The sequence below is a fragment of the Pseudomonas sp. PDM14 genome, from assembly GCF_014851905.1.
Taxonomy (GTDB): Bacteria; Pseudomonadota; Gammaproteobacteria; order Pseudomonadales; family Pseudomonadaceae; genus Aquipseudomonas.
Window position 1 is genome coordinate 2,387,268 of the sequence record NZ_JACVAQ010000001.1, and the last position, 16,949, is coordinate 2,404,216.

18 protein-coding genes are annotated in these 16,949 nt (G+C 66.0%); 5 read left to right on the forward strand and 13 right to left on the reverse strand.

Annotated elements, in window-relative coordinates; translation table 11 throughout:
• Positions 1 to 32: 32 nt before the first annotated feature.
• Both IB229_RS11235 and IB229_RS11240 read right to left on the reverse strand, forming a co-directional pair.
• Positions 33 to 1,229, reverse strand: a complete 1,197-nt coding sequence (locus IB229_RS11235; RefSeq protein ID WP_192328496.1) for a class I SAM-dependent rRNA methyltransferase — start codon at positions 1,227 to 1,229, stop codon at positions 33 to 35.
• Between the two features lie 72 nt (positions 1,230 to 1,301).
• Positions 1,302 to 1,841: a type 1 glutamine amidotransferase domain-containing protein gene (locus IB229_RS11240; RefSeq protein WP_192328499.1), complete on the reverse strand. Its 540-nt coding sequence runs from the start codon at positions 1,839 to 1,841 to the stop codon at positions 1,302 to 1,304.
• Between the two features lie 239 nt (positions 1,842 to 2,080).
• On the opposite strand from IB229_RS11240, the gene IB229_RS11245 reads away from it, so the two are divergent.
• The 4 genes from IB229_RS11245 (at position 2,081) to IB229_RS11260 (ending at position 4,811) form a co-directional block, all read left to right on the forward strand.
• Positions 2,081 to 2,896 carry an HDOD domain-containing protein gene (locus IB229_RS11245; RefSeq protein ID WP_192329382.1) on the forward strand — a complete coding sequence of 272 codons (816 nt, stop codon included), beginning with the start codon at positions 2,081 to 2,083 and terminating at the stop codon, positions 2,894 to 2,896.
• Between the two features lie 65 nt (positions 2,897 to 2,961).
• Positions 2,962 to 3,774: a bifunctional DNA-formamidopyrimidine glycosylase/DNA-(apurinic or apyrimidinic site) lyase gene (mutM, locus tag IB229_RS11250; RefSeq protein WP_192328502.1), complete on the forward strand. Its 813-nt coding sequence runs from the start codon at positions 2,962 to 2,964 to the stop codon at positions 3,772 to 3,774.
• A gap of 35 nt (positions 3,775 to 3,809) precedes the next feature.
• A complete protein-coding gene (locus IB229_RS11255) occupies positions 3,810 to 4,388 on the forward strand; it encodes a lysophospholipid acyltransferase family protein (protein ID WP_192328506.1) in 579 nt (192 codons plus the stop codon).
• Between the two features lie 84 nt (positions 4,389 to 4,472).
• Positions 4,473 to 4,811, forward strand: coding sequence for a multidrug transporter (locus IB229_RS11260; RefSeq protein ID WP_192328510.1), 339 nt, complete (start codon positions 4,473 to 4,475; stop codon positions 4,809 to 4,811).
• A 72-nt stretch (positions 4,812 to 4,883) separates the two neighbouring features.
• Here IB229_RS11260 and ggt read toward each other — a convergent pair whose 3' ends face one another.
• The 6 genes from ggt to IB229_RS11290 form a co-directional block, all read right to left on the reverse strand.
• Positions 4,884 to 6,554 (reverse strand): gamma-glutamyltransferase, encoded by a 1,671-nt coding sequence (gene ggt, locus IB229_RS11265; protein WP_192328513.1) that lies wholly within the window; start codon positions 6,552 to 6,554, stop codon positions 4,884 to 4,886.
• Positions 6,555 to 6,697: 143 nt separating this feature from the next.
• Positions 6,698 to 6,949, reverse strand: coding sequence for a YfhL family 4Fe-4S dicluster ferredoxin (locus IB229_RS11270; RefSeq protein ID WP_192328516.1), 252 nt, complete (start codon positions 6,947 to 6,949; stop codon positions 6,698 to 6,700).
• Positions 6,950 to 7,071: 122 nt separating this feature from the next.
• Positions 7,072 to 7,554, reverse strand: coding sequence for a pantetheine-phosphate adenylyltransferase (gene coaD, locus IB229_RS11275; RefSeq protein WP_192328518.1), 483 nt, complete (start codon positions 7,552 to 7,554; stop codon positions 7,072 to 7,074).
• 124 nt (positions 7,555 to 7,678) lie between these two features.
• Positions 7,679 to 9,271 (reverse strand): GMC family oxidoreductase, encoded by a 1,593-nt coding sequence (locus IB229_RS11280; RefSeq protein ID WP_192328521.1) that lies wholly within the window; start codon positions 9,269 to 9,271, stop codon positions 7,679 to 7,681.
• Positions 9,272 to 9,301: 30 nt separating this feature from the next.
• A complete protein-coding gene (locus IB229_RS11285; RefSeq protein ID WP_192328524.1) occupies positions 9,302 to 9,847 on the reverse strand; it encodes a twin-arginine translocation pathway signal protein in 546 nt (181 codons plus the stop codon).
• Between the two features lie 31 nt (positions 9,848 to 9,878).
• The gene (locus IB229_RS11290; protein WP_192328527.1) at positions 9,879 to 11,309 is read right to left on the reverse strand and encodes a coniferyl aldehyde dehydrogenase; all 1,431 of its coding nucleotides are present in this window, start codon (positions 11,307 to 11,309) and stop codon (positions 9,879 to 9,881) included.
• Positions 11,310 to 11,456: 147 nt separating this feature from the next.
• Here IB229_RS11290 and IB229_RS11295 point away from each other — a divergent pair, with 147 nt between their 5' ends.
• Complete coding sequence (locus IB229_RS11295; protein ID WP_192328530.1) at positions 11,457 to 12,131, forward strand: TetR/AcrR family transcriptional regulator; 675 nt, start codon at positions 11,457 to 11,459, stop codon at positions 12,129 to 12,131.
• Here IB229_RS11295 and IB229_RS11300 read toward each other — a convergent pair.
• The 5 genes from IB229_RS11300 to IB229_RS11320 all read right to left on the reverse strand — a co-directional run bounded on the left by IB229_RS11300 (position 12,128) and on the right by IB229_RS11320 (position 16,902).
• Positions 12,128 to 13,114: a hydrolase gene (locus tag IB229_RS11300; protein ID WP_192328539.1), complete on the reverse strand. Its 987-nt coding sequence runs from the start codon at positions 13,112 to 13,114 to the stop codon at positions 12,128 to 12,130. The two genes, IB229_RS11295 and IB229_RS11300, sit on opposite strands and share 4 nt — an antisense overlap.
• Positions 13,115 to 13,199: 85 nt before the next feature.
• On the reverse strand, positions 13,200 to 13,436 hold the full coding sequence (locus IB229_RS11305; protein WP_192328541.1) for a hypothetical protein: 237 nt from the start codon (positions 13,434 to 13,436) through the stop codon (positions 13,200 to 13,202).
• Between the two features lies 1 nt (position 13,437).
• Positions 13,438 to 14,025: a 16S rRNA (guanine(966)-N(2))-methyltransferase RsmD gene (rsmD, locus tag IB229_RS11310; protein WP_192328543.1), complete on the reverse strand. Its 588-nt coding sequence runs from the start codon at positions 14,023 to 14,025 to the stop codon at positions 13,438 to 13,440.
• Entirely contained in the window at positions 14,025 to 15,554 is a 1,530-nt protein-coding gene (locus tag IB229_RS11315; protein ID WP_192328545.1) for a M16 family metallopeptidase, read from the reverse strand. The genes rsmD and IB229_RS11315 overlap by 1 nt, the downstream gene beginning before the upstream one ends.
• Positions 15,547 to 16,902 (reverse strand): M16 family metallopeptidase, encoded by a 1,356-nt coding sequence (locus IB229_RS11320; RefSeq protein WP_192328547.1) that lies wholly within the window; start codon positions 16,900 to 16,902, stop codon positions 15,547 to 15,549. Before IB229_RS11320 ends, IB229_RS11315 begins: the two co-directional genes overlap by 8 nt.
• Between the last annotated feature and the right edge of the window lie 47 nt (positions 16,903 to 16,949).

Consider the following 16,949-nt stretch of genomic DNA (forward strand, 5'->3'; position numbering starts at 1 on the left):
CCCTGGTGTGCACGGCGCACCCTACAAAAGCATCAGCTGTTGGGCAGCAGGCGCACCGTCAGGCTCTTGATGTAGCGCGTCTCGGCAATGGCCGGGTGCACCGGATGATCCGGGCCCTGGGCGCCGCGTTCGAGCAGCTGGATGTTGCGGTCCAGATGGCGGGCGCTGGTCAGCAGGATGTTTTGCAGGTTGTCTTCTTCCAGGTGCATGGAGCAGCTGGCGCTGACCAGGATGCCGTCCTTGTTGAGCATGCGCATGGCGGTCTCGTTGAGGCGACGGTAAGCGGCCTCGCCGTTCTTGATGTCCTTCTTGCGCTTGATGAAGGCGGGCGGGTCGGCAACGATCACGTCGAAGCGTTCCTCGGCGGACTTCAGCTCCTTGAGGGCGGCGAACACGTCGCCTTCGACGCAGGTGACCTGCTCAGCCACGCCGTTGAGGGTGGCGTTGCGCTCCACGCCGTCGAGGGCAAAGCCGGAGGCGTCGACGCAGAACACTTCACTGGCGCCGAACGCCGCGGCCTGCACGCCCCAGCCGCCGATGTAGCTGAACAGGTCGAGCACGCGCTTGCCCTTGACGTAGGGCGCCAGGCGCGCGCGGTTCATGCGGTGGTCGTAGAACCAGCCGGTCTTCTGGCCTTCCAGCACCGGCGCCTGGAACTTCACGCCGTTTTCTTCCAGGTCGACCCACTCCGGCACCACGCCGAAGGCGGTGTCGACGTAGCGCTCCAGGCCTTCGGCATCGCGGGCGGCAGAGTCGTTCTTGAACAGGATTCCGCGCGGTTTGAGCACCTGGACCAGCGCCTCGATCAGCGCGTCCTTGTTGTGCTCCATGGTGGCGGAGGCCAGCTGCACCACCAGATGGTCGCCGAAGCGGTCGACCACCAGGCCCGGCAGCAGGTCGGAGTCGCCGTAGACCAGGCGGTAGAACGGCTGGTCGAACAGGCGCTCGCGCAGGCTCAGGGCCACGTTGAGGCGGTGCACCAGCAGGGATTTGTCGAGCACGTGCTTGACGTCACGGGACAGCAGGCGGGCGCAGATCAGGTTGTTCGGGCTCATCGCCACGACGCCCAGCGGCTTGCCGCCGGCGGCTTCGAGGATGGCCTGGTCACCGGGCTGGAAGCCGGCGAGCGGCGTGGCGGTGACGTCGATTTCGTTGCTGTAGACCCACAGGTGACCTGCGCGCAGGCGGCGGTCGGCATTGGCTTTTAGGCGCAGGCTGGGCAGGGTCATGGGGGCGCTCCGAAAAAAAGAGCGCGATTATAGCCCAAGCGACCCGCGCACCGGCGGGCCGCTCGCCGGTTGTCAGGCGGCCAGGCTGGCGATCAGCTGCTTGTTGAATGCGGGGATGTCGTCCGGTTTGCGGCTGCTGATCAGCGTGCCATCGACCACCACGTCCTGGTCGATCCAGTTGGCGCCAGCGTTCTTCAGGTCGTCGGTGAGCGAGGGCCAGCTGGTCATGGTCTTGCCCTTGACCAGGCCGGCCGAGGCCAGCAGCCAGCCACCGTGGCAGATCACCGCGATCGGCTTGTTGGCGCGTGCGGCGTCCTTGACGAGGCCCTGGGCCGTTTCATCGGTGCGGATGGTGTCGGCGTTGACCACGCCGCCGGGCAGCACCACGGCGTCGTAGTCCTCGATGCGGATGGCGTCGAACGTCTTGTCGACGCTGAAGCTGTCACCGGGGTCGGTGTGGTGCCAGCCTTTCACCTGGCCGAGCTTGGCCGAGACGATCTCGGCGATGGCGCCCGCCTGTTCCAGGGCCTGCTTGGGGCCGGTCAGCTCGATCTGCTCGAAACCGTCCGTCACCAGCAGGGCGACACGTTTACCTTTGAGGGAAGTGCTCATGTTCGGGTACTCCTGAGTGAGAGCCGCGTACGGGTAAGCCTGCAGCACCATGGGTGGGCGCGACCAGGCAGCATCTAAAGGTCCGACCCGGGGGCGAATGAAAAGATCAGGCAAAGTTATGCCTGCTGCGGCGAAACTCCGGGTTAAACTGAGAACCTCCGCCCAATTTCCAAACTCCTCAGGTCATGGCCCAAGAACTTTCCGCCGAACAGATCCATCAGGTGCTGCAGGGCATCAGTGTGCCGCCGCAACCCCAGATCATGGTCGATCTGCAGATGGAACAGGTCATGCCCAACCCTGACCTGAAGACCATCGCCAAGCTGATCAGCCAGGACCCGGGCTTGTCCGGCGCACTGCTGAAGATCGTCAACTCGCCGTACTTCGGCCTGGCCAACAAGGTCAGCTCGATCCAGCGCGCGGTGAACCTGCTCGGCAGCCGGTCGGTGATCAACATGATCAACGCGCTGTCGATCCGCGGCGAGATGAGCGACGAGACCATCGTCATCCTCAACCGCTTCTGGGATACCGCCCAGGACGTGGCCATGACCTGCCTGACCCTGGCCAAGCGCATTGGCTGCGAGGCACCGGACGAGGCCTACACCCTGGGCCTGTTCCACAACTGCGGCATCCCGCTGATGCTCAAGCGCTTCCCGCAGTACATGACCGTGCTGGAGGAGGCGTACTACAGCGCCAGTGGAGAGCGCCGCGTGGTGGACACGGAAAACCGTCTGCTCAACACCAACCACGCGGTGGTCGGCTACTTCACCGCCAAGTCGTGGAACCTGCCGCTGCACCTGTGCGAGGCGATTGCCAACCACCACAACGCCCTGGCCATCTTCAGCGATGAAACCAGCCGCGATGCGCAGCTGAAGAACCTCCTGGCGATCCTCAAGATGGCCGAGCACATCTGCGGTTGCTACCGCGTGCTGGGCAACCAGGAGCGTGACCACGAGTGGGAGAGCATCCAGCGCGTGGTGCTGGAGTACGTCGGCCTGTCCGAGTACGACTTCGAGACGCTCAAGGAAACCATCCACGACCTCGGCGCCGGCGGCTGAGCGGCGCTTAACCGCCTTGGCGCTTCCTGCTAAGGTGGCGCCCCCTGTCCAGTTCCATCGCAGTCATGCCCGAACTTCCAGAAGTCGAAACCACCCGGCGTGGAATCGCGCCCTTCCTCGAAGGCCAGCGCGTCAGCCGGGTCATTGTGCGTGAGCGCCGCCTGCGTTGGCCGATCCCCGAAGACCTCGATGTGCGCCTTTCCGGGCAGCGCATCGAAAGCGTCGAGCGCCGCGCCAAGTACCTGCTGATGAAGGCCGAGAGCGGCACGCTGATCGGCCACCTGGGCATGTCCGGCAGCCTGCGCCTGGTGGAGTGCGGGCTGGCAGCTGCCAAGCACGAGCACGTCGACATTGAGCTGGAGTCCGGTCTGGCGCTGCGTTACACCGATCCGCGGCGCTTCGGTGCGCTGCTGTGGAGCAGTGACCCGCTCAACCATGAGCTGCTGATCCGCCTGGGCCCGGAGCCGCTGACCGAGCTGTTCGACGGCGAGCGCCTGTATCAGTTGTCGCGCGGCCGTTCGATGGCGATCAAACCGTTCATCATGGACAACGCCGTGGTCGTGGGCGTGGGCAACATCTACGCCTCCGAGGCGCTGTTCGCCGCCGGTATCGACCCGCGCCGTGAGGCCGGCACCGTGTCGCGCGCCCGCTACGTGACCCTGGCGCATGAGATCAAACGCATCCTCGCCCACGCCATCGAGCGCGGCGGCACTACCCTGCGTGACTTCGTCGGCGGCGATGGCCAGCCGGGCTACTTCCAGCAGGAGCTGTTCGTCTACGGTCGTGGCGGGCAGTTCTGCAAGGCCTGTGGCAGCACGCTGCGCGAGGTCAAGCTGGGCCAGCGAGCGAGTGTGTACTGCCCGAAATGCCAGCGCTGAAACGCATCACCTGAAACAACAATAAGAGAGACACGATGTCCGGCAACTACCTGCCGCCCAATCCGTTCGCGCAGTGGTTGGGGCAAACCACCTTGAACCTGCTGGGCTGGCGTATCGAGGGCGAGCTGCCGAGGCTCGACAAGTTCGTCGCCATCGGCGCGCACCACACCTCCAACTGGGACTTCGTGCTGTTCATCGCGTTGAAGTTCGTCCTGCGCCTGAACGCACGCTGGTTCGGCAAGCACAGCATCTTCGTCTGGCCCTTCGCCGGGCTGCTGCGCAGCTGGGGCGGTATCGCCATCCAGCGGCATCTGACACTGAACATGGTCGAGCAGGCGGTGCAGCGCTTCCAACAGGCCGATGAGTTCATCCTGGTGCTGTCGCCGGAAGGCACGCGCAAGCGGGTGGAGCGCTGGCGCATGGGCTTCTACCATATCGCCTGCGGCGCGGGCGTGCCGATCGTCCCGGCGGCGCTCGATTACGCCAATCGCCGGGTGGTGATCGGTGCACCGTTCATGCCCACTGGCGACGCCGAAGCGGACCTGCGCACGCTGCTGGCTTTTTTCCGGCCCTATGAGCCGAAAAAGCCGCAGTATGCGTTCCACGGCGATTGACGGCGTTCACGCTGACATTTGCGCAAGCGCTGTTATAGTTACGAAGATCGTTCTGCCATAACTAAACAATGAAGGACCGCAACCATGACTCTGTTTCGCACCACCGCTGCGGTGTTGGCTCTGACCACTGGCCTGCTGGCACTGCCGGCGTATGCGGCTGTGGAGCAGCAGAATGCCAGTGGCGATCCGACCTACACCCTCGAGGCCCCACCTGCCTATGCCATGGTGGGTGACTTCTTCATCGCCCGCCCGCTGCTGATCGGCGCGACCGTGATCGGTGCCGGCCTGTTCGTGGTCAGCCTGCCGTTCACCGCGGCTGGCGGCAACATCAAGGAAGCTGGCCATGCGCTGGTGGTCGAGCCGGGCGCTGCCGCGTTCGTGCGCTGCCTGGGCTGCACCGAGAGCGGTTACAAGAAGGACTGATCCTTCGAGGCGTCCAAAGAAAAGCCGGTCTTGCGACCGGCTTTTTCGTTTCTGCTGGTCTCACCCGCCGGCTCACTTCCACAGCTGCGCCTGGCCGATGCCGCGTGGGTCGCTGGCCGCTTCGACCTGGCCGTCCTGCTTGCGCCAGAGCAGCACCTGCTGATTGCCGTAGCGCCGCTCGACTGGCTTCAGGTTATAGCCGCGCATTTCCAGGGTGCTGACCTGGCTCGGCGAGAAGGCCCCGGGTTCGTATTCCAGAACATCGGGCAGGTACTGGTGGTGATAGCGCGGCGAGGCCGGCCATTGCGCCACCGGACGCTGTTCCAGGTAATCGAGCACGGCCAGCAGCACCATGCTTGGGATGCGGCTGCCACCAGGCGTGCCGAAGCTGGCGAAGTCCGTCGGGCTCTCGATGAAGGTCGGGCTCATGCTCGACAGCGGGCGTTTGCCGCCGGCAATGGCGTTGGCCTGGCTGCCGCTGAGGCCGTAGACATTGCTGCCCTGCACGTCCGCGGCGAAATCGTCCATTTCGTTGTTGAGCAGGATGCCGGTGCCCGGCACGGTGAAGGCGGCGCCGAACGGCAGGTTGATCGACAGTGTCGCCGCTACCGCGTTGCCGTCGCGGTCCAGCACGGTGAAGTGGGTGGTGTGATCGCCTTCTCGCCAGCTCGGTGCCGGCGGCAGGCTGGCGCTGGGCGTGGCGCGTTGCAGGTCGATGCCACGGGCCTGGTTGCGCAGGTAACTGGCGTCGAGCAGCAGGTTCAGTGGATTGCGCACGTGGTCGGGGTCGCCCAGTGCGCCGCGGTCGCGGTAGGCGCGGCGCAGGACCTCGATCACGTAGTGGCTGCGCTGCACGTCCCCGGCCTTGCGCCAGGGCAGTTCCTGCAGCATCGCCAGGCTCTGCGCCAAGGCGACGCCGCCGGCCGACGGGGGCGGCGCACCGATCAGTTCGCGGCCCTCGGCAAGCACGAAACGCAACGGCTGGCGCTCGACCACGCGGTACTCGGCGAGATCCCGCGCAGACCACACGCCGCCAGCGGCATTGACCCCGGCCAGCAGCTTTTGCGCCGTTTCGCCGCCGTAGAAGCCGGCGTGGCCGTCACGGGCCAGGCGTTCCAGGGTGCGCGCCAGCTCGGGCTGGCGCAGCAGGCCGAACTGCGCCGGTACCCGCCCCTGTTCGAGAAAGATGCGTGCGCTTTCCGCGTCAGCCAGCAATGCGTCCTGGCGCCACTGCGCGCGCTCGCGGTAGACCGGGTCGATGCCGACGCCATCACGCGCCAGGCGGATGGCCGGCGTTAGCGAATCGACCAGCGGCAGCTTGCCATAGCGCTCGGCGAGCACCACCAGGGCCGCGGGCAGACCGGGGATTGCCGCGGCCAGGGCGCCGTTCAGCGACAGCTCGCGCTCGACCTTGCCGTCGCGCCGGTACAGGTCGGCATTGGCGGCCAGCGGTGCGCGTTCACGGGCATCGAGGAAGCGGTAGGTGGCGGGCTCGCCGCCCTGGCGCAGGAGAAAGAAACCGCCACCGCCGAGCCCGGAGCCATAGGGTTCGACCACCGCCAGTGCAGCGCTGATCGCCACGGCGGCGTCGAAGGCATTGCCGCCCAGGGCCAGGGTTTCCAGGCCGGCAACGGTGGCGGCCGGGTGGGCGGTGGCGACGGCTGCGTGCTGTGGATTGGCCGCCTGCGCCTGTAGAACACAGCCAAGGACGACCAGAAGTGCGAAAAAGGTAGTTTTGAACATGCTATTGGTCGTTGTTAAACGTCGCGAGCGAAGGTCAGACAAGGCGAAAGCTGACGAGGAAGCGGAGTTTACGAATGTAAATGAGCATTCCGAGCCGGCTTGCAACGCAGTATGGCCGAGCGCAGCAGGTTAACGACGATCAATCAGGCCTTGCCGGTGATAACCAGGTACTTCTGCATCAGTTCGTCCTTGCTCTCGACGCGGGCTTCGTCGAGCGGGATGCAATCCACCGGGCACACCTGCTGGCACTGCGGCTCGTCGTAGTGACCGACGCATTCGGTACACAGGTTGGGGTCGATCACGTAGATCTCCTCACCCTGGGAAATGGCGGCATTCGGACATTCGGGCTCGCAGACGTCGCAGTTGATGCAATCGTCGGTGATTTTCAGGGACATCAAAAACTCCTGTCGTGGCCGTCGGCCGCGACACGTTCAGGCAGTGAGGGGTGAATTGTGCCGGATTGTCGGCACAGGCGCCATGCGCGGGCGGCCTGGGCCGACGCCGCGCAGGTGGGCGATCAGCGCTTCTGGAAGCGCTGCGCGAGGGCCTCGGCCACGGCCGGGTGGACGAACTTGTTGATATCACCGTCGAGCGCGGCGATTTCGCGCACCAGGGTCGAGGAGATGAAGGAATACTTCTCCGACGGCGTCAGGAACAGGCTTTCCACCTCCGGCGCCAATTGCCGGTTCATGTTGGCCAGCTGGAATTCGTATTCGAAGTCCGACACCGCACGCAGGCCGCGCAGCAGCACATTGGCGTTCTGTTCCTTGACGAAGTGCGCGAGCAGCGTGGAGAAGCCGACGACTTCGACGTTCGGCAGGTGCTTGGTAACTTCCCGGGCCAGTTCGACGCGTTGTTCCAGGGGGAACAGCGGGTTCTTCTTCGGGCTGGCGGCAACTGCGATGACCACGGTGTCGAACAGGCGCGCGGCGCGTTCGATCAGATCGCCATGCCCTTTGGTGATGGGGTCGAAGGTACCCGGGTACAACACTCGATTCATCGTGACGTCCTGGCTGGAGCCTTGGGGGAGTCGGATGGTAGCGCAGCATGCCGCCAGGGCCAAGCCGGTGGCATGCCGAGCGCCCCCAGGCGGGCGCTCATGAATGCCACGCGATCAGCGAGGCTCAGGCTTGTAGGCGCTGCGCCAGCAGGCTGGCCAGCTTGGCGGTAAGGCCGTAGATCGACAGTTGCGGGTTGGCGCCGATGCTGGTGGGGAACAGGGAGCCGTCGTGGATCGACAGGTTCTCCAGCTGATGGTGCTGGCCGAGGCTGTTGGTGACCGCCTGCGTCGTGTCTTCGCCCATGGCGCAGCCGCCCATGACATGGGCGCTGGCCAGGCGGGCACGGAACAGCTGGAGGTCAAGGCGCTCGATCAGCTCGTGCGCCGCCTGCGGCGTCTTCACGTAGTCGGCATCGGCGTGCACCGGCAGCACCGCCTTGGCGCCGGCGGCGAACTGGATATCGGCCATGTTGTGGTAGGCGCGGCGCAGGCCGTCCCAGGTGTAATCGGTGAGTCGGTAGTCGAGCACCGGGCTGCCGTCGCTGCGCAGTTCCACCGTGCCTTCGGCGCTGTCCGGGTGGAAGCCGTCGCGCATCAGCGCGAGCATCACGTTGGTGTGCGGCAGCTGTTCCATGCGCATCGCATTGTCGAGGCCGAAGCGGCCGAGCAGGGTGGCCGAAATCGCCGGCTGCATGGGCGGCACCTCCAGCTTGTAGGACATGCGCCCGGCGGCGCCGTGGTCCCACTGGAAATGGTCGGAGTACACCGATTGCGGCGCGCCGTAGAACGGGTTGATCACCTCGTCGAACTGCGCGGCGGAGAAGTTCACCAGGTGCAGGAAGGTGCGTTTGCCAACGCGTGCGTGTGGGTCCGGCGCCTGGGAGCGCAGGAGGATGCCCGAGGTGTTGATGCCGCCGCCGGCGAGCACGTAGTGCCGGGCCTTGACCATGATGCGCCGGCCGTTGGGTGCCACGCTGCGTTCGTCCATGCCCACGCATTCCAGGCCGCTGACGTGGTTGCCATCGTGCACCAGGCGTTCGGCGCGGGCCAGGTAGAGCAGGGCGCCGCCCTTGTCGAGGGTCGCCGGGATGGTGGTGACCAGCATCGACTGCTTGGCGTTGACCGGGCAGCCCATGCCGCAATAGCCGAGGTTCCAGCAGCCGCGCACGTTGCGCGGGATCACGTGCCAGCTGTAGCCGAGCTTTTCGCAGCCGGTGCTGATCACTGCGTTGTTGGCGTTCGGCGGCATGATCCACGGCGCCACGCCGAGGCGCTCTTCCATGCGCGCGAACCAGGGCGCCATCTCCTCGGCGCTGTGGCCTTTGACCGCGTGTGCGTCGGCCCAGTGCTGCAGGGTCGGCTCCGGCGTGCGGAAGCTGGATGTCCAGTTCACCAGCGTGGTGCCGCCCACGGCGCGGCCCTGCATGATGGTGATGGCGCCGTCCTTGCTCATGCGCCCGATGCCTTCCTGGTACAGCTGCGGGTAGGCGTCGGCTTCCTGCATCTTGAAGTCGCTGCTGGTCTTCAGCGGCCCTTCCTCGATCAGCAGCACGCGCAGTCCGGCCGCGCTGAGGATCTCCGCGGTGGTGCCGCCGCCCGCGCCACTGCCGACGATGGCCACGTCGGCCTCCAGCAGCAGGTCCTTTTCCAGGCGCGAGCCGTCATAGGTGGTCCAGCCGCGGGCCAGGCCTTCGCGGAAAACATCAGGTACGGGCATGTCGGTTTCTCTTGTTATGGGTGACGCCAATCAGAATTTCGGCGGGCCAGGGTAACCGCAATGGCCCCAGGCTTCGGGGCGCCCGTACCAGGCCATCTGCACCAGCTGCAGCAGCGACGAATGGCCCATGCGCAACAGGTCCAGCGAGCTGTGTTCCCAGCGCGCCAGGAATGCCTCGATATCGCCTTTCGAGGCGTTGTCCCAGCTGCCCCAGATGCCGGTCAGCGGGCCGCGGGTGATGCCCATGGCCAGCACATCGAACAGCTGGGTGGTGAGCTTGAGCATTTCCGGTGATAGATAGTGCAGGCCGCCGTCGATGCTCTTGAGCGTGCCTTCCACGGCGCCGAGCATGTCGGCCGCCGGCAGGGCGCCGTCCAGCACCACCGGGATCAGCGCGCGCAGTACCGGCAGATCGCTCTGCCGGAGCACGGTGAAGCCGGCGGCGGGTACGTCTGCCGAGCAGCCGCTGAGGCTGGCGGTGACGCCTGCGGTGGCGAGAAAGGCGCTGCCGAACAGGCCGATCTTGAGCAACCCGCGGCGCGACAGCGCCGGGGTGGTGAGTGAGGTGTCTGTCATTGTTGTTGTCACCTGCTTGGGGGCGCTGCTGTCAGCGCACGAACAGCTTCTGGATCAGTTTCTGGATCGAGGTGCCATACGGCGGGTAGATGAACTTGGCGGCGTTGAAGCGCTGCTTGATGAACACGCCCTTGGCCTTGCTGAACGTCAGGAAACCCTCGTGGCCATGGTAGTGGCCCATGCCGGAGGGGCCGACACCGCCGAACGGCATGTCGTCCTGCGCCACGTGCAGCAGGGTGTCGTTGATGCACACGCCGCCGGAGTGGGTTTCGTGCAGCACGCGCTGCTGCTCGTGCTTGTCGTAGCCGAAATAGTAGAGCGCCAGGGGGCGTGGGCGATCGTTGATGTAAGTGAAGGCGTCGTCGAGGCGCTGGTAGGGGATGATCGGCAGCAGCGGGCCGAAGATCTCTTCCTGCATCAGCTTCATGTCGTCGCTGGTGTTCAGCACCAGGGTCTGCGCCATGCGCCGGCCCTGGTTTTCCGCGAACAGCGGCACCAGTGTCGCGCCCTTGCTCTCGGCGTCGTCGAGGTAGCCCTTGAGGCGGTTGAGCTGGCGATCGTTGACGATGGCCGTGTAGTCCGGGTTGTTGGCCAGGGTCGGGTAGAAGCGCTGCACGACACCACGGTAGGCCTCGATGAAGCCCTCCACGCGGTCTTGCGGCACCAGCACATAGTCTGGCGCCACGCAGGTCTGCCCGGCATTCATGGTCTTGCCGAAGGCGATGCGCTCTGCGGCGTCCTGCAGCGGCACATCGGCGCTGACGATGGCCGGCGACTTGCCGCCCAGCTCCAGGGTCACCGGCACCAGGTTGTCGGCGGCCGCGCGCATCACATGGCGGCCGATACTGGTGGCGCCGGTGAACAGCAGGTGGTCGAACGGCAGGCGCGAGAAGGCCTGGCCGACATCGGCCTCGCCGAGCACGACGCTGACCAGGTCTTCGGGGAAGACCTTGGCCAGCAGGTCCTTGACCAGCTGCGAGGTGGCCGGGGTCGATTCGCTCATCTTGATCATCACCCGGTTGCCGGCGGCCAGCGCGCCGATCAGCGGGCCGAAGGCCAGGTACAGCGGGTAGTTCCACGGCACGATCACCCCGACCACGCCGAGCGGCTGGTACACCACCCGCGCCGAGGCGGGCTGGAAGGCCACGCCGACACTGCGCCGCGACGGTTTCATCCACTTGCCGAGTCGTTTGCTGGCGTAGTCGATGCCATGCAGGCTGGGCATGATCTCGGCGAGCAGGGTTTCACTGGCGGCGCGGTTGCTGAAGTCACTGGACACCGCATCGATCAGCCGCTGGCGCTCGTCGAGGACCAGTGTGCGCAGGGCTTTCAGCCAGGCGCGGCGCTGTTCGGCCGAGGGCATGGGGTTGGCGCGGAATGCGGCGCGCTGGCTGGCCAGCAGCGGTTCCAGCTGGTTGATCTGCTGTTGGCTCTGCTGCAGGTAGGCGATGTCGGCGACCATGGCACGTGATCCTTGTGGATTCGGCGGGAAAGAATGAAGGTGATTTTTAGAGTAATTGCTCTAATATGTCAAACCATGCACTGCCCGGTCGTCAGAGCGGGTGGTTCCCTGTAGGTTTGCCCTTTCGAAATCCTTCGAGCCGGACCAATGGCCCCGAAAAACAAGACCCGTGACCGCATCATCGACGCCAGCCTGAGCCTGTTCAACGCGCAGGGCGAGCGCAGCGTGACCACCAACCACCTGGCCGCGCACCTGGGCATGTCGCCCGGCAACCTGTATTACCACTTCCGCAACAAGCAGGCGATCATCGCCGAGCTGTTCGCCCAGTACGCCGACCGGGTCAACGCTTTCCTGCGCCCGCCCCAGGGCCGCGCGCTGACCGTCGACGACAAGACCTTCTACCTCGAGGCGCTGCTCGCCTCGATGTGGCACTACCGCTTCCTGCACCGCGACCTCGAGCACCTGCTGGAAACCGACGAGGAGCTGGCCATCGCCTACCGCGAGTTCGCCAGCAACTGCCTGCAGCGCGCGAAGAGCATCTACCAGGGCTTCGCCGATGCCGGCATCCTGGCCATGAACGCCACGCAGATCGAGGCACTGACCCTCAACAGCTGGATCATCCTCACTTCCTGGGTGCGTTTCCTCTGCACCATCCACGGCACCACCAGCGAGCTCAGCGAGGAGATGATGCGGCGCGGCATCTACCAGGTGCTGGCGCTGGAAAGCGGGCATGTCACCGCGCAGGCGGAGCAGGCGGTGGAAGCGCTGAATCGCAAGCTGCATGTGCCGCTCGAGCGCATCCTGCTGGACGCTCCGGGCTAGACGCGCTTACTCGCCAGCCAGGCAGGAATGCGTGATTCCAGGTAGTACTCGGGCTGGCGCAGGGCGCCGCCGATGAAGCCGACATGGCCGCCGCGCGCATGCAGCTCCAGCTCGGTGCTGGCCGACAGCTCGCCACGTTCCGGCACGCTGTGGGGGAAGACGAACGGGTCGTCGCTGGATTGGATGATCAGCGTCGGCGTGCGGATCTCGCCCAGGTAGTAGCGGCTGGAGGCGCGCCGGTAGTAGTCGTCGGCATCGCTGTAGCCATGCAGCGGCGCGGTGAAGCGGCCATCGAAATCCCAGAAGGTGCGCATGCCGTCGAGCGAGCCGAGCTGTTCGAGCACGGCCAGGCGATCGGTGTGGCCGTGGTGGGCGAAGCTTCGCTGCTTGTCGCGCACGTACGCCACCAGAGCACGCATGAAATGCGCCTGGTAGACCTTGGAAAAGCCGCGGTCGATACGCTCGGCGCAGTGATCCAGGCGGAACGGCACGGAGACTGCCACCGCGCCCTGCAGCCCCGACTGCTCGCCGTGTTCGCCGAGGTACTTGAGCAGCACATTGCCGCCCAGCGAATAACCGACCGCGTACAGCGGCGCCAGTGGTCGCTTCGCTTGCAGGTGGCGCACGGCGTGCAGCACATCCTCGCTGACGCCGGAGTGATAACCGCGTGGCAGCAGGTTCGGCTCGCCCGAGCAGCCGCGCCAGTTCAGCGCCACGCTGGCCCAGCCCTGCGCGGCCAAGCGTTGCTGCAAGCCGAGGATGTAGTGCGAGCTGGAAGAGCCGGTCAGCCCATGCAGCAGCAGGACAAGTGGCGCAGCGGCCTCGTGCGGGCCGTGCCAGTCGAGGTCGAGAAAGTCGCCGTCTTCCAGCCACAACCGTTCACGCTGGCGCTCCAGCTTCGGCGCCGCGCGGCACAGCGAGCCCCAGAGGGTCTGCAGGTGAGGATTGCGCAGCCACCAGGCGGGTTGGAAGTCGGTTGTCATGGGTTAGATTCTGATGGGGCTCAAGACGTCAGGCTAGAGCCTGGCGCAGCAAACCGGAAGCATCATTGGCCGGCCGAATGAATACTTAGCGGCGCCTGCTGAGCCACATCTTGCGGATAGCGAATACCAAGACCAGTGCCGCGATCACCCGTTGCTCGGTCAGCCCCAGCACGAAGCCTCGTGACGGGTCGATGACGTTGCGGGAGATACCAAAGGCGATTTCCTTGTCGGCGAACAGCAGCATCAGTGCCAGCGGAACGACTAGAAAATAGGGCAGGTTGCCGTAGATGAAGTCCCTGAGCGGGGTGCGCTCCAGCGCCAAATCAACGCCGCTCCCACAGTGCGTAATGCACCTGGCCGGCCTTCTGCTCGCGGTGCAGGCGCCAGTTGCCGGGCATGGCCAGGGTCGAGGGGGCGTTCTCGCTTTCGGTGTAGACCCAGGCGTCCTTGGCCAGCCAGCCCTTTTCTTCCAGCAGCACGCAGGCCGGGGCCAGCAGGTCCTGGCCGAACGGCGGGTCGAGGAAGACCAGGTCGTAGGGTTTGGCCGGCTGGTTTTCCAGGTGCAGTAGGGCGTTGGTCTGCAGCAACTGGCCGTTTTCGCATTTCAGTGTGCCGAGGATCTGCCGCAGGCTGCTGATGGCGCTCGGGTTGCTGTCCAGCGCCAGGGCGCTGCTGGCGCCGCGTGACAGTGCTTCCAGGAACAGCGCGCCGCTGCCGGTGAAGCAGTCGAGCACGTGCGCGCCCTCGACGTAGGGTGCCAGCCAGTTGAACAGGGTTTCGCGCACGCGGTTCGGCGTCGGCCGCAGGCCGTTGGCCATGGGGAAGCTGAACTGGCGGCTGCGCCACTCGCCGCCGATGATGCGCAGCTGGCCATTGCCGCCGTGGTCTGGTTTGGCTGGGGGCTTGCGCATCAGTGCTCCGGAACGCCGGTCGGTTGCTCGGCGGGTTTGTCGGTGGGTGGCGGCAGGTCTTTCTGCGCCACGGTCGGCCCGGCGGTGACGATGATCATCGCCTCGGGCGAGAGGTGCTTGTTCATCGCCGCTTTGACCTGGGCAACGTCGAGCGCCTGAACCTGGGCCATGAAGTCTTCCAGATAGGTCAGCGGCAGGTCGTAGAAGCCCATGGCGCCGAGCTGTCCAACGATGTCGGCGTTGCTCGCGGTGGACAGCGGGAAGCTGCCGGCGGTCTCGCGCTTGGCGTCGTCGAGTTCCTTCTGGGTCGGGCCGCTGGCCAGGTAGTCGCGCAGAAGATCCTGCACCAGCTTGAGCGTGCCTTCGCTGAGCTCGGCGCGGGTCTGCAGGTTGATTATGAACGGGCCACGCGCCTGCATGGCGCTGAAGGCCGAGTAGACGCCGTAGGTCAGGCCGCGTTTTTCGCGCACTTCGCTCATCAGACGGGTGCCGAAGCCACCGCCGCCGAGGATCTGGTTGCCGAGGAACAGCGCCGCGTAGTCCGGGTCGTCACGGGTGATGCCGAGCTGGGCGAGCATCAGGTGGGTCTGCGCGGACGGAAATTCGATGTGGCTGTGACCAGGCTTCGGCACCTGCGGTGCGGGCATCTTGGCCAGGGCCTGGCCCTTGGGCAGGGACGCGGAGACTTCCGCGGCCAGGGCTTCGGCTTCGGCGCGCGAGAGGTCGCCGACCAGGGCGATGACCACGTTGCCGGCGGCATAGGCCTTCTGGTGGAACGCCTTGAGCTGCGCGGCGCTGATCGCCGGCAGGGTTTTTTCGGTGCCTTCGCTCGGGTGCGCGTACGGGTGGTCGCCGTAGAGATGCTCGAACAGCTGCAGGCCGGCGAGCTTGCCCGGGTTCTGCTTCTGGTACTCGAAGCCAGCCAGGACCTGGTTTTTGATGCGCGACAGGGCGTCTTCGGGGAAGGTCGGCTGGCCGATGACCTGCTCGAACAGCTCCAGCGCCGGCTCGCGCTGCTCCTTGGCGCTCAGGCTGCGCAGGCTGGCGACTGCCATGTCGCGGTACGAGCCGTTGCCGAAGTCCGCGCCCAGGCCCTCGAAACCCTGGGCGATGGCGGTAACGTCCTTGCCGGGCACGCCTTCGTTGAGCATGGCGTTGGTCAGCATGGCCAGGCCGGGCACGCCGTCATCCTGGCTGCTGCCGGCGGCAAAGGTCAGGCGCAGGTCGAACATCGGCAGTTGGCGGGCTTCGACGAACAGCACCTTGGCGCCTTCGGCGGTCTGCCAGGTCTGGATGTCCAGCTGGCGACGGCTGAGGGCCTTGTCGTCGAGGTCGGCGAGCGACTTGATGCGTTGTTCGACCGGTATGTCGGTCGTGGCTGCCCCGGCTTCGCTGGCGGCAGGTTCTGCCACGGCTGCTTCGGCGGTGTTCAGCGGTGCGTCGGCGGGGCGGCTGGCGATGAAGGTGAGCAGGCCGATCAGCAGGATCAGAGCCAGGCCCAGCAGGCTGTAACGCAGGCCGTTACTCATGGCCGGTCTCCTCGGGCAGGACGTGGGCGACGCTCAGGCGCGTGCGGGTGAAATAGGTTTGTGCGGCCTGCTGGATATCGGCTGGGGTGACGGCTTCGAGGGCGGCCAGTTCATCGTCCATCAGCTTCCAGGACAGGCCGACGGTTTCCAGTTGGCCGATGGTGCTGGCCTGGCTGGTGATCGAGTCGCGCTCGTAGACCAGCCCGGCGATCACCTGGGCGCGAACGCGCTGCACTTCCTCGGCGCTCGGTGGGGTCTTCTTCAGGTCTTCCAGCTCGCGCCACAGGCCGGCCTCGACCTGCTCCAGGGTCTTGCCCTTCTGCACGTTCGGCGTGGCGCTGAGGGTGAACAGGCTGTCGCCCCGGCTGAAGGCGTCGTAGCTGGCGGAGGCGCCGGCGACCAGCTCCTCGCCGCGCTCCAGGCGGGTCGGCAGGCGGGCGCTGTAGCCGCCGTCGAGCAGCGCGCTGATCAGGCGCAGGGCGTGTACCTCGCGCGGGTTCTTCGCCGTGGCCAGGCTCGGCACGTTGAAGCCATAGATCAGGCTCGGCAGCTGGGTGCGCAGGTGCAGGGTGATCTGCCGCTCACCCGGTTCGGCCAGCTCCAGCGGTTTCTTCGCCGCTGGCACGTCGCGGCGCGGGATGGGCCCGAAGTAGCGCTCGGCGAGGGTCTTCACCTCGGCGCCGGTGACATCGCCGACCACCACCAGGGTGGCGTTGTTCGGCGCGTACCAGGATTCGTACCAGTGGCGCAGCTCCTCGACGGTCATGCGGTCGAGGTCGGCCATCCAGCCGATGGTCGGCGTGTGGTAGCCGCTGGCGGGGAAGGCCATGGCGCTGAAGCGCTCGTAGGCCAGCGACGAGGGTTTGTCGTCGGTGCGCAGGCGGCGCTCTTCCTTGATCACTTCGATTTCACGGGCGAACTCGTCGGCCGGCAATTTGAGGCTGGCCAGGCGATCGGCTTCCAGCTCGAAGGCCACCGCCAGGCGGTCGCGCGACAGGACCTGGTAATACGCGGTGTAGTCGTCGCTGGTGAAGGCGTTCTCGGTGGCGCCGAGGTCGCGCAGGATCAGCGAGGCTTCGCCGGGGCCGAGTTTGCCGCTGCCCTTGAACATCATGTGTTCGAGGGCGTGGGACAGGCCGGTCTGGCCGGGCGTCTCGTAGCTCGAGCCGACCTTGTACCAGAGTTGCGAGACCACCACGGGGGCGCGGTGGTCTTCGCGGACGACGACTTTGAGGCCGTTGTCGAGGATGAATTCGTGGGTGGTTTGCGGTTCGGCGGCCTGGGCGGCCAGAGGTGCGAGCAACGCCGTTAACAGCAGGCCGGCGCAGCGGCGGGCTAGTCGATTCATTGATTCGGGACCTGTCGGACAGCCCGGGCGGTCGTACCGCCGGCGAG